Raw genomic sequence first — 11,522 nt, forward strand, 5'->3', positions numbered from 1 at the left:
CCAAAGTCTGCACCCGCTTTAACTTTTTCGAGAAGTTCTGTCACCCTTGCTTTTGCTTTTTCTTCAGCCTGTTTTTGTTTTTCTTTATCAGTAGCCTCTGCCTCAATCTCTGAGGGCTTGATATGTGCAAGTATGTGACTTGCGTTGTACATTTTCTTTACCCTGAAGTCAGCAATTTTGGCCTGATAATAGTCGTCAATATCTTCCTCTCGGGGTTCGATATCCTCAAGGTAGATCCCGGGTTCAATTTTTACATACTCCACCTGTATTTGTGGCGGTACTTCAAATAGTTTTTTATTGGCCTGAAAAAAATCACTAATCTCCTGGTCGGTAAATTTTTTATCAACCTGGAAGTGGTCATTATTAAACCTTACATAATCTAATTTAGCTTTTTCTTCTTCATTCTTATAAGCTTCTCGAATTTCACTTTGAGAGACTTTCGAGCTGGCTGAAAATAATTTTTCCAACTTGCTTAATACCAGGTTCTCACGTTGATTGTCTTCAAATTCTCCTGGTGTCATGTGTTGAAACTGCAGGTAATTCCGGTAGGTTTTTTCACTGAACTTTTTATCACTTTGAAATACTGGTAATCCCTTGATATATGAAATCAGTTCTGTGTCGCTGATTCGAAGGTTTTGTTTTTCAGCTTCCTGCAGTAGCAATTTTTTCTGAATTAGAGCTTCAAGAGCTTGAGTTTTCAAATTTAGTTTTTTGATCATTTCATCAGAAAACTGGTTCCTGAATTGTTGTCGATAAAAATCGACCAGGTTATTAAAAGTGTGTTCGTACTCACCTTGATAGATTTTTTCTCCTCTAACGGTTGCTATAACTCCACCCCCAGAGTTAGAGGCACCACCCATTCCCCATGAATAGAAAATGGTTCCAACGAAGGCTAAAATGATCAACCATAAGATTGCTTTAATCAGCCATGAATCAGCATGTTCTCGAATCACACTCAGCATATATGTTTCTCTCGGTTCTTGGTTTAAGAAGGCACCTATACTATAAAACACGCAAGGGAATCGCAAGCCATTATTAATGAGTGAGTAAGTAGGTTTTTTAAAGGAATATTGGTCTCTATGCCGTGTTGTGTATTGTTGGTTTGATGTGAGCTGCCTACCGGGAATTATCTTGCTTTTTTTACAACCCCTTGCTATAAAGAAACCTGAGGAAAAACAAGAGGTTACGTAAATTTTGTTGAATCTGTGAAAGAGGTTGTGAGTGTTTAATTTTTTCTGGGATTTGTTCTCCAACGATTTGGCGATTGATTTGGGAACGGCAAATACTCTGGTTCATGTCAAGAGCCAGGGAATTGTTTTGCGAGAGCCTTCTGTGGTGGCTATAAACGGCAACACCAAAGAAGTGATGGCGGTTGGAGTGGAGGCCAAACAAATGCTGGGTCGTGCTCCGGGCAGCATCACTGCTATCCGTCCCATGAAAGATGGTGTTATCGCACATTTTGAAGTTACGGAAAAGATGATCAGTAATTTCATCCGTAAGGTTCATAATAATCGTAAAACGTTGGTGCGTCCAAGGGTAGTCATAGCGGTTCCTTCGGGGATTACCCAGGTAGAAAAAAGGGCTGTAAGGGATTCTGCCGAATCAGCGGGAGCACGTGAAGTTTTTCTGATAGAAGAACCGATGGCGGCGGCCATAGGGGTTGACCTCCCGGTGCAAGAGCCTACGGGAAATATGATCATTGATATTGGTGGTGGGACTACCGAAGTGGCAATAATTTCCATGTCCGGTATTGTTTATAGCAAGTCGGTTCGTATTGCCGGGGATGAAATGGATGAAGCCATCGTGAACTATATCAAAAAGAAATATAACCTTTTGATTGGTGAGCGAACGGCTGAAGAGGTTAAAATTCAGATCGGTTCTGCTTACCCCTTGAAAAAAAGAATGACCATGGAAGTCAAGGGTAGAGATCTTGTCGCGGGTATTCCTAAAACCCTACTCGTCTCGGATGAAGAGGTTAGAGAAGCGCTGACCGAAACATTCGGGACCATTGTCGAAGCGGTTAAAATTGCTCTGGAACGAACACCTCCTGAACTCGCGGCAGATATTGTCGATAAGGGGGTTGTGGTTGCTGGTGGCGGTTCGCTGATTAAAGGATTGGATATCCTTCTCAAAGAAGCAACTGGTTTGCCAATAACCCTTGCTGTCGATCCTCTTTCCGCAGTTGCATTGGGAGCGGGAAAAGTATTGAGCGATCCTAAACTGCTGAGAAAAGTTGCCCTCTAACCGGTGCCCAGCAAGGGAAATAAAAACAGAAGAAATATTGTACTTGTTTCGGCTATATTGCTTTTTTCCCTGGCCTTGATGACTTTGAGTGTCAAGCAGGAAAAAAACGTTCGCTTTTTAGACTCCACAGTTGGAATAATCTTATCCCCATTTCAGAATTTCTTTACCAACATTATTCAGTCCGTCTCCGACAGTATAAATAATTATTTTTTTCTGGTAGACGTTGCCAGGGAAAATGATCGGCTACAGCTGGAAGTGCAGCGTCTTGTAAGAGAAAAGAACCAGCTTATCGAGAAAATTGCCAGTCTGAAGCGACTGTCAAAGCTCATGGCTTCTGACGATTGGGAAAAGAAAACTGTTGTGGCTTCGGTGATTGGGAGAGATGCTACTCAATGGTCAAAGGTGGTAATTATTGATAAGGGTACGCAAGATGGAATAAAGGACCACCTCGCGGTCGTTACAGATGCTGGGTTGATTGGACAAGTTATTCATGCTGGACTTAACACATCAAAAGTACTTTTGATTGTTGATGGCCGTAGCGCTGTGGATGCCTTGTTCCAGGATACCCGGGTATCAGGCGTTGTAGTTGGTATGGGTGAAGATATGTGCCAACTGAAGTATGTTCCAAATACTGTAGAAGTTAAAGTAGGCGACCAGGTATTATCTTCGGGGTTGGGAGGGATTTTCCCTAAAGGTCTGGTAATTGGAAAAGTCTCACAGGTTTTTAGAAAGAAACAGGGGCTGTTTCAGGAAATCACTTTAAATCCTGGTTCAGACTTGTCCCGTTTGGAAGAGGTTCTTGTTCTATTGCCTTAGTTTTTTATGTATTTTTTTACTCAGATTCTAATTGCAGTATTTTTATTTTCCGCCCAGACCACCTGGTTGGAGCTCTTCTCTTTTGGTGGTATCACTCCAGACCTGGTTCTTATATGGGTAGTCTATTGTGGAGTTCGCTATTCGCGGGCTAGAGGAATAGGGACTGGACTTGCCCTTGGACTTGTTCAGGACAGCCTTTCCGGGGGTCTGTTGGGTGTGAATACCCTTTCGAAAGGATTGATCGCCTATTTTTTTTCTACTTTAAAGGATAAATTCTTTGTTGAAGGAATGATACCGATCGGGATATTTCTTGTTTTTTCATCCATCTTTGATGGTCTTGTGTTTTATTTTTCAATGAGTGTTATCTTGAAGGGAGAGGTGGCGTCAAGCTTTTTATACCAGTTCTTGCCTGTGTACAGTATTTATAATTCATTAATAGGTCCATTCATATTCATGGTGTTTGATAAGGTTGATAACTGGGTACAGTCAAAAACTGTTAATCCTTACATGGGGATGATGAGATGACCGCGTTCCGTTATGGTATTGAAACCACCGATGCGATAAAGAAAAAGGTCCGCGTCTTTGCTATCCTTGTCGTGGTTTCCTTTCTTTGTCTCTGGATGCGTATCTGGTATCTGCAGATTTTGAAATGGCAATACCTGACTGGACTATCAGAAAATAACAGGGTCCGAATGGTCACCTTGCCCGCAAACAGGGGAATGATCAAAGATAGAAATGGTGAGACTCTGGTCAGCATTCGGCCTGCGTTCAACTTATATTTAACTCCTGAAGATGTGAGCGAACTGGATTCATCTTTGGACAAGTTGTCTCAAAAAATTTCTTTTGACCGGGAAAAGCTGAAAAAAGATATGAGGAGTAGTAAGTCCTTTGAAAAAGTTTTGATTAAAGGAGATATCTCCCGGAAGGAGGTAGCTTTTGTAGAAGAGAATAATATGAGCCTTCCGGGGATACACATAAAGGCCGAACCTTTAAGGAACTATGTGTACAGCAGTTTGGCATCCCACACATTGGGTTATCTTGGCGAGATTTCCAAGGCAAGCCTTGAAAGTGATAAAGACTCCAATTACAGGCAAGGTGATTTTGTTGGAAAAAATGGTTTGGAAAATATTTATGAAGCTACCTTGCGAGGAAAAAAGGGATACAAGGAAGTTGAGGTGGATGTTTCCGGCAGGGAACTTCAGACATTACGTAAATTTCCACCACAAAGTGGAAACAACCTGATCCTGACTTTGGACGTAAGGATTCAGCAGGAATTGGAAAAATTGATTTCAGGAACCATGGAAAAAGATTTGAATGGTTCTGTTGTGGTGATGAAGGTTCAGACAGGTGAGGTCATTGCAATAGCCAGTAATCCTTCATTTGATCCAAACTTGTTTGCCGCAGGGATTTCACCTGAAAACTGGAATTCTTTGGTGAACGATGAGTGGCACCCGTTGCAAAACAGGTCTATCCATGGTCAATATCCTCCAGGGTCCACTTATAAAATAGTAACGGCAATAGCGGGACTTGAGGAAGGGATTATTAAACCTGATACTTCTGTTTTTTGCCCCGGACATTTTAAGTTGGGCCGGGGCAGGTATAGATGCTGGAAAAAATCCGGGCATGGCTCGGTGAATTTGCACGATGCGTTAGTTCAATCCTGTGATGTTTATTTTTATACTATTGGCCATCGTCTCGGTATAGATACGATTGCCAAATACGCAAAGCGTTTTGGGCTGGGTAGTCCCACCAGGCTGGGTTTAAGCCAGGAGAAAAGAGGGTTGATTCCTACAACTCGTTGGAAGCTGCGGAATAAAAAGGAACCCTGGTTGTTAGGGGAGACTATTTCTGCGTCTATCGGTCAGGGTTATAACCTGGTGACCCCTATACAGCAGGCAAGCATGATTTCAGCAGTAGCTAATGGGGGGGTTCTTCTTAAGCCATATCTTGTGAAACGTATTGAAGGGCCTGAAGGACATAGTCATAATGAATTTTTCCCTAATATTGTTGGTCAATTGGAGGTGGACCCCGACCACTTGGAGCAGGTCAGGAAGGCCCTGCGGGATGTTGTGAATGGTGCCCGGGGGACAGCAAAAAAATCTCGACTAAAAAACATTGTTGTCTCTGGAAAAACCGGAACCGCACAGGTCGTAAGAATGAAATCTAATGAGGAACTGGAAAAAGGTGAGGCCATACCTGTTAAGTATAGAGATCATGCCTGGTTTGTTGCTTTTGCCCCATATGAAAAGCCGGAAATTGCGGTGTCCGTTATTATAGAGCATGGAGGACATGGTGGGGCAACAGCCGCGCCAATTGCCGGGGCAGTTCTCAAGAAGTATTTTGAGCTTTATCCACCCTCAAATACTTCGCAAGGGTCTTCTCCGCAACCCTCATAACCATTGAGAAATCGTTTCTTCAGCTTGCTCTGATTTATAGTACTTTTTTTTGCTTGAATATCCAGATAAGGTTGTTTAGTTTGTTCATCCTAATGGAAATAATCAATGAAGTTGTATCAGATAACACGGGTTATGGCATTTTAGAGGTTTTTGTAGATGGCTATTGAAAGTGCTGATATTCCTTTTGTAATGGGACAGAAAGTTACTGCTACCATACGTGGTGAAGTTTTTAGTGTATGTATAAGAGGTTGGTTGAAAGGGCAGTATGTAATTACCGATCTGCCCAAGGTAGGGGGCGATGTATACAGGGTAGCTCCTCAAACCGGTGTACAAATTCATTTCATTAAAGATGGGTTATTTGTGAATTTCAAGTCTTCTGCAAGTTATGCCTTGGCTCAAGCGATTTCTCTACTGGTTATCGAATATCCTCGTAACGCTGATATGCATAACCTCAGAAAATTTGAACGTTTTAAGGCTAATATTCCCGCTACTTTTTTTATGAAGAAGGTGATAAAAAATTTGAAGATTCCGGAGTTATCAGGGATATCAGCTCAGGCGGGGCGCTGATCAGCCATAAACTTGAAGTGGAAAAACATCACCTTTTAAATATATCCGCTGAACTTCCGGAAAGCGGTAGTATAAAACTGCAAAGGGGGGAGGTTAAGAACTTAAGGAAGAACCCCAAAAGTGGCTTTAGCCCTTATGTGACAGGAGTAAAATGGCTGGACATTCTCCCTGAGTCGGAAGCTTCAATTTCAAGCTTTATAACTTTGAGATCCAGGGAAAAAAGGGGAGCGCCAAGATGAAATTCTTATAGAATAATTTCCAGGTCTTTTTCCCTCAATCTTTTTATCCTGTCCCTGAGTTCGGCGGCTTTTTCAAAGTTCAAATCTTTTGCAGCAGAGAGCATCTTCTTCTCCAATTCGGCAATCAGCTCAAGAACAGGTTTCCCGGATTCATAGGCTTCCTCTTCTTCCATAACCTGCATTTCAAGTTCTGGCACTAAAGGGTATTCCATGGATTGTTCAATTGCTCTTTGTATTGAACGAGGTGTTACATCGTTTTCCTGATTATAGTTTAGCTGGATTTCCCTTCTGCGATTCATTTCATCAATTGCGGCTTGCATGGACTGGGTAATCTGGTCAGCATAAAGGATAACTTTCCCAGAAACATTCCTGGCGGCTCTTCCAGATGTTTGAATCAGGGATGTGGTTGATCTCAGAAAGCCCTCTTTGTCAGCATCTAAAATCGCAACGAGTGATACTTCGGGAATATCAAGACCTTCCCTCAATAAATTGATACCTATTAAAGCGTCAAACTCTCCCATTCTGAGTTCCCGAATGATCTGGGTCCGCTCAAGTGTGACAATGTCTGAATGCAGGTATTTTACTTTTAGACCAAGCTCGGAATAATGTTCCGCAAGATCCTCTGAAAATCTTTTCGTCAATGTTGTGATTAGACAGCGTTGATTTTTTTCTGCCCGGGAACGGATTTGGTTGTACAAGTCGTCCACCTGGGTGGCTACAGGTTTTATTTCTATATCCGGGTCGACCAGTCCTGTTGGCCTTGCTATTAGTTCCACTGCCTGGTTGGAGGATTTTCCCAGTTCATAAGAGCCGGGTGTGGCCGAAACGTAAATTACATTGTTGATATGATTGTCAAACTCCTCGAATTTGAGGGGGCGGTTATCAAAGGCTGAAGGCAGCCTGAAACCATAACGAATCAAAGTTTCTTTTCTAGATCGATCCCCTTTATACATACCTTGTAATTGCGGCAGGGTAACGTGGCTCTCATCAATAATGAAAAGTGAATCTTTTGGGAAGTAATCGAGCAAAGTTGGTGGAGCCTGGCCGGCTGGTCTGCCCATAAGATGTCGTGAATAATTTTCGATGCCCTGGCAATAACCGACTTCCTTAATCATTTCCAGGTCAAACATGGTACGTTGTTCGATTCGCTGGGCTTCGATCAACAGGTTCTGGCTTTCGAAATAGGCCACCCGTTCAATTAACTCTTTGCGGATGTTCTCCATGGCCTTATCAAGAAGTTCTTTAGGAGTCGTATAATGGCTCGCGGGATAAATGGCAATGCGGTCCAAATCTCGAAGCGTTTGGCGGGTAAGAGGATCAAATGATGAAATTCTCTCAATTTCATCACCAAAAAACTCAATTCTAAGCGCTTCATTCCGTTCATATACAGGAAGAATTTCTAAAACATCTCCCCTTACCCGGAAGGTGCCACGTTGAAAGTCTATATCGTTCCTCTTATATTGGATTTCTACTAGCTTCTGTAAAGCATGGTCTCTCTCAAGAACTTTCCCCTTTTCCAAAAATAGAAGCATACCGTGGTAGGCTTCAGGTGAACCCAGACCATAAATACAGGATACACTTGCAACGATGATGACATCCCTCCGCTCAAACAAAGCATGGGTGGCCGAATGTCTCATTTTGTCAATCTCATCATTGATGGAGGCATCTTTTTCAATATAAGTATCAGTTTGGGCCAAATAGGCTTCAGGCTGATAATAATCGTAATAGCTGACAAAATACCCCACCGCATTGTCGGGAAAGAATGTTTTAAACTCATTGTAAAGTTGGGCTGCTAAAGTTTTATTATGAGCCAGAACGAGAGTCGGCTTTTGTACTCGTTCAATAACATTGGCAATGGTGTAAGTTTTTCCCGAACCTGTAACGCCCAAAAGAGTCTGGGAACTGGGGCTGGAGTCCAGGCCATTTACCAGTTTTTCGATAGCTTGAGGTTGGTCGCCAGCTGGTTCATAATCAGACTGGAGTTTAAAGGGATGCATAAAAAGACCGATTCAATACCAAAGTGGTTTATGGTAAATTATGGGGTTCATAGATTGAAGGTTATCCTGTAGACGGAAGAAATCCTCCTCATTTTAACTCAATTAATATTTTGTCGCATAAGTCGTTTGGTTTTGTCAATTCTCTGCTGTTAGTGAAAGGATAATGTGGAAAAGCAAGAAGACGTTATAAAAATCGCTCACTTTGGCGATACGGAAGTGACTTTGATGGGAACGGCCCATGTCTCTCAGTTAAGTGTGGATATGGTCGAGGAACATATCAAGAATGGTGATTACGACTGTGTTGCTGTGGAACTGTGTCCGCCTCGCCTGGAAAATATCACTAATCAGGCTTGGTGGAAGAATCTGGACATCTATCAGGTGTTTCGTAAAAAGAAGGCCGGTCTTCTTTTGATCAACCTGGCCTTGACTGCTTATCAGAAACGTCTTGCTGAACGCATTGGAGTTGAAGCAGGACAGGAAATGATTCGGGCTGTTGAACTGGCACATGAAAATAATGTCAGGCTGGAGGTGATTGATCGTAATATTTCGACCACTCTTCATCGTTTAGTCACCGAAGTCTCATTCTGGCAAAAACTGAAAATCATTGGTGGTTTGATTGCCGGGGTGTTCGTTGGTGAAGAGATCAGCGAACAGCAGATTGAAGACCTCAAAGAGGGAGACATGCTGCATTCGGTAGTGAGTGAATTTGGTGAAGAGTTGCCCCAGATCAAAAGGGTTCTCATAGATGAGAGAGACCAATACATGGTAGGACGCCTGGCCCAGATTGCCCGCGAACCGGAAGCGCCTAAAAAAATCCTGGCGTTGGTAGGTGCGGGACATTTGATCGGCATGTTACCGACCGTTGAATCGCCCCCGGATGAGGAGCATTTGGCAATGCTTGATCAAAAGCCCCCGCCAAGTCGGGTTGGATACTTCATAGGCTGGGGGATCTGTATATTTATACTGGCAATGTTTGGAGTTGGTTATTACCAATCTCCTGAATTGGGTGAAAAGCTGGTGCTGACCTGGGTGCTGTTAAACGGAGGTTTTTGTGCGCTGGGGACTCTGATTGCCCTGGGCCATCCGGTCTCTATCATTACCGGTTTTTTCGCGGCTCCCTTGACTTCTTTAAACCCTACAATTGGGGCGGGTATGGTTGTGGGTTTGGTGGAGTCCTATCTGCGTAAACCCAAAGTGAGTGACTTTGAAACCTTGCGAGAAGATATTGCTGTTTATTCTATGTGGTGGAAGAACCGAGTAGCCAGACTGTTTTTGATTTTCTTTTTTTCGAGTATGGGGTCTGTGATAGGCACATATACTGCTGGGGCTTCAATTGTTACCCAGTTATTGGATTAAAAAATGGATTTACCAAGAGTCGCAGTCACGCCTCCGGCTTTTTGCAATTCGTCTGCCCTGAAAAACGAATTATCGAGTTATTTTCCTGATTCAGTCTTTAACCAAAATGACAGGTATCTTTCTGGTTCGGAACTGATTGAGTTTTTAAAGGATGCTGATGCCGCTATTATTGGGAGAGATCCTGTCAATGTGGAATTAATACGTTCCCTGCCCAAGTTGAAAATGATTTCAAAGTATGGAGTAGGGATGGATAATATCGATCAGCAAGCGTTGGAACTGTCTGGAATAGGTTTTCGAATGACATCAGGCACTAATAAAAGATCAGTGGCTGAACTTACTATCGGGTTCATGATTGGGCTCTGCCATAATATGTTATCTGTATCAGAGGAGTTAAAGAGCGGAGTTTGGAACCGCAGTGGAGGGCAAAACCTGAGTGGCAAAACCATTGGTGTTATTGGGTGCGGCAATATTGGGCAAGAGTTGGTACGTCTTTTACAGCCCTTTCAGTGCAATATCATTGTTAGGGATATCGCTGACCGCGACGAATTTTGCCGTCAATGGGGTGCTAAGGAGACGGGATTTGATGAGCTCATTGCCGCGTCCGATGTTGTAACCCTCCATGTCCCATTGACTAAAGACACTGAAAATTTTATCAATAACTCAGTGTTTCAAAAAATGAAAAGATCGGCTTTTCTGATTAATACCAGCAGAGGCCGCGTGGTCCACCAGGGAGACCTTCACCATGCTTTGGTGTCAGGAGCAATCGCGGGAGCAGGGTTGGATGTGTTTTGGGAGGAACCTCCAACTGATACCGAGTTCCTTAGCCTTTCCAATTTAATGGTAACTCCACATATTGGGGGTAACAGCCTCGAGGCGGTTGAAGCAATGGGCAGGGCGGCAGTTCAAAATCTTGTTGAATATTTTAACCTGAAATGAGCGAGAAAGAATACAGCCGGGAAGACTGGCAAGGTCATTATGATTCCAATGACCTGGGTTGGGACCTGGGCCAGGTCGCTCCTCCCTTTATAAAATTGTGGAAAGACAAAAAACTGCCTTTAGGTAAAGTAATGATTCCGGGTTGTGGAAGAGGGCACGAGGTGGTTTTTCTGGCAGAAAACGGCTTTGATGTTACGGCGATAGATTTTTCCCAGGGTGCTGTCAATTATCTCGAAAAAACACTGAGAGAAAGAAACCTGAATGGGCAGGTATTGTATCAGGACTTCTTTGATATGGATGATTCCCACAATTCCAGGTACGACCTGGTTCTTGAACAGACATTTTTTTGTGCCATTCCTCCTCGACAAAGGAAAGATTACGTCCTCAATGTTACGCGTATGTTGAAACCGGGAGGAATCCTGGTGGGATTGTTTTATCATACGGATCAAGAAGGCGGGCCACCCTACAACACAACCCGTGAAGACATTGAAACGCATTTTTCGGGTAAATTTGAAATCCAGCAACTCGATAAAACTCCTTTTTCTGCTGAAAAGAGAAAAGACAAGGAATGGTTGGGTGTTTTGAAAAAAAAGATTTAAAACCTCACTAATATTTAATCTTAAGCCTCAGAGAGGATGGGCAATCAAGAATCGTAGTTATCGGGAAAAGGCAACCATCTAATTGCCGAGGTTCTCGGCTAAAATTTCTGGATGATTGTTTTTCGGGGAGTTGACAGCTTTCGATACAGGATGAAAGTCGAACTCCTCTGAAGGAAAGGGCTTTAAAAGACTCCGGACGGTATCAAGGTTTGAGTCTGGCGCGAGCCAGCACTCATATTTTTCGCTTGGCAGGATGACCGGCATTCGCTGGTGAATCGTGGCTAGAGTTTCATTTGCCTCGGTGGTTAGAATCGTATAGGTATTGATGCTCACGCCTTCAGGATTTTTCCAGCTTGACCATAGTCCCGCAAA

At 43.1% G+C, this 11,522-nt stretch carries 12 protein-coding genes; 9 read left to right on the top strand and 3 right to left on the bottom strand.

The genetic code is table 11. From position 1 onward, the window contains the following. Window positions 1-962, bottom strand: a 962-nt coding sequence (locus tag F3741_03180) for a hypothetical protein (protein ID MZG29802.1), incomplete at its 3' end; no start/stop codon positions are given. A 259-nt stretch (window positions 963-1,221) separates the two neighbouring features. On the opposite strand from F3741_03180, the gene F3741_03185 reads away from it, so the two are divergent. The 6 genes from F3741_03185 (at window position 1,222) to F3741_03210 (ending at window position 6,262) form a co-directional block, all read left to right on the top strand. Beyond that, window positions 1,222-2,244, top strand: a complete 1,023-nt coding sequence (locus F3741_03185) for a rod shape-determining protein (protein MZG29803.1) — start codon at window positions 1,222-1,224, stop codon at window positions 2,242-2,244. A 3-nt stretch (window positions 2,245-2,247) separates the two neighbouring features. Beyond that, the gene (gene mreC, locus F3741_03190) at window positions 2,248-3,060 is read left to right on the top strand and encodes a rod shape-determining protein MreC (protein ID MZG29804.1); all 813 of its coding nucleotides are present in this window, start codon (window positions 2,248-2,250) and stop codon (window positions 3,058-3,060) included. A gap of 6 nt (window positions 3,061-3,066) precedes the next feature. Further along, window positions 3,067-3,585: a rod shape-determining protein MreD gene (gene mreD / locus F3741_03195; protein ID MZG29805.1), complete on the top strand. Its 519-nt coding sequence runs from the start codon at window positions 3,067-3,069 to the stop codon at window positions 3,583-3,585. Further along, complete coding sequence (gene mrdA, locus F3741_03200; protein ID MZG29806.1) at window positions 3,582-5,456, top strand: penicillin-binding protein 2; 1,875 nt, start codon at window positions 3,582-3,584, stop codon at window positions 5,454-5,456. Before mreD ends, mrdA begins: the two co-directional genes overlap by 4 nt. Window positions 5,457-5,612: 156 nt before the next feature. Then, window positions 5,613-6,023, top strand: a complete 411-nt coding sequence (locus F3741_03205; protein ID MZG29807.1) for a hypothetical protein — start codon at window positions 5,613-5,615, stop codon at window positions 6,021-6,023. Then, window positions 5,993-6,262, top strand: a complete 270-nt coding sequence (locus tag F3741_03210) for a PilZ domain-containing protein (GenBank protein ID MZG29808.1) — start codon at window positions 5,993-5,995, stop codon at window positions 6,260-6,262. Before F3741_03205 ends, F3741_03210 begins: the two co-directional genes overlap by 31 nt. Before the next feature lie 5 nt (window positions 6,263-6,267). Here F3741_03210 and uvrB read toward each other — a convergent pair whose 3' ends face one another. Next, complete coding sequence (uvrB, locus tag F3741_03215) at window positions 6,268-8,259, bottom strand: excinuclease ABC subunit UvrB (GenBank protein ID MZG29809.1); 1,992 nt, start codon at window positions 8,257-8,259, stop codon at window positions 6,268-6,270. A gap of 225 nt (window positions 8,260-8,484) precedes the next feature. Between uvrB and F3741_03220 the strand changes: the two genes are divergently transcribed. From F3741_03220 to F3741_03230, 3 genes are read left to right on the top strand one after another with little or no spacing between them, the layout of a single operon-like run. Continuing rightward, the gene (locus tag F3741_03220) at window positions 8,485-9,615 is read left to right on the top strand and encodes a TraB/GumN family protein (GenBank protein MZG29810.1); all 1,131 of its coding nucleotides are present in this window, start codon (window positions 8,485-8,487) and stop codon (window positions 9,613-9,615) included. Between the two features lie 3 nt (window positions 9,616-9,618). Next, complete coding sequence (locus F3741_03225; protein ID MZG29811.1) at window positions 9,619-10,551, top strand: phosphoglycerate dehydrogenase; 933 nt, start codon at window positions 9,619-9,621, stop codon at window positions 10,549-10,551. Next, complete coding sequence (locus tag F3741_03230) at window positions 10,548-11,150, top strand: methyltransferase domain-containing protein (GenBank protein MZG29812.1); 603 nt, start codon at window positions 10,548-10,550, stop codon at window positions 11,148-11,150. The genes F3741_03225 and F3741_03230 overlap by 4 nt, the downstream gene beginning before the upstream one ends. Before the next feature lie 78 nt (window positions 11,151-11,228). Here F3741_03230 and F3741_03235 read toward each other — a convergent pair. Continuing rightward, window positions 11,229-11,522, bottom strand: a 294-nt coding sequence (locus tag F3741_03235; GenBank protein MZG29813.1) for an SOS response-associated peptidase, incomplete at its 5' end; no start/stop codon positions are given.

The organism is Nitrospinota bacterium (genome assembly GCA_009873635.1).
Classification (GTDB): Bacteria; Nitrospinota; Nitrospinia; order Nitrospinales; family VA-1; genus LS-NOB.

Coding starts and splice junctions, on each gene's coding strand:
- mreD (MZG29805.1), top strand. CDS start 3,067: ATGTATTTTTTTACTCAGATTCTAATTGCAGTATTTTTATTTTCCGCC.
- mrdA (MZG29806.1), top strand. CDS start 3,582: ATGACCGCGTTCCGTTATGGTATTGAAACCACCGATGCGATAAAGAAA.
- F3741_03205 (MZG29807.1), top strand. CDS start 5,613: ATGGCTATTGAAAGTGCTGATATTCCTTTTGTAATGGGACAGAAAGTT.
- uvrB (MZG29809.1), bottom strand. CDS start 8,259: ATGCATCCCTTTAAACTCCAGTCTGATTATGAACCAGCTGGCGACCAA.
- F3741_03220 (MZG29810.1), top strand. CDS start 8,485: ATGGGAACGGCCCATGTCTCTCAGTTAAGTGTGGATATGGTCGAGGAA.
- F3741_03225 (MZG29811.1), top strand. CDS start 9,619: ATGGATTTACCAAGAGTCGCAGTCACGCCTCCGGCTTTTTGCAATTCG.
- F3741_03230 (MZG29812.1), top strand. CDS start 10,548: ATGAGCGAGAAAGAATACAGCCGGGAAGACTGGCAAGGTCATTATGAT.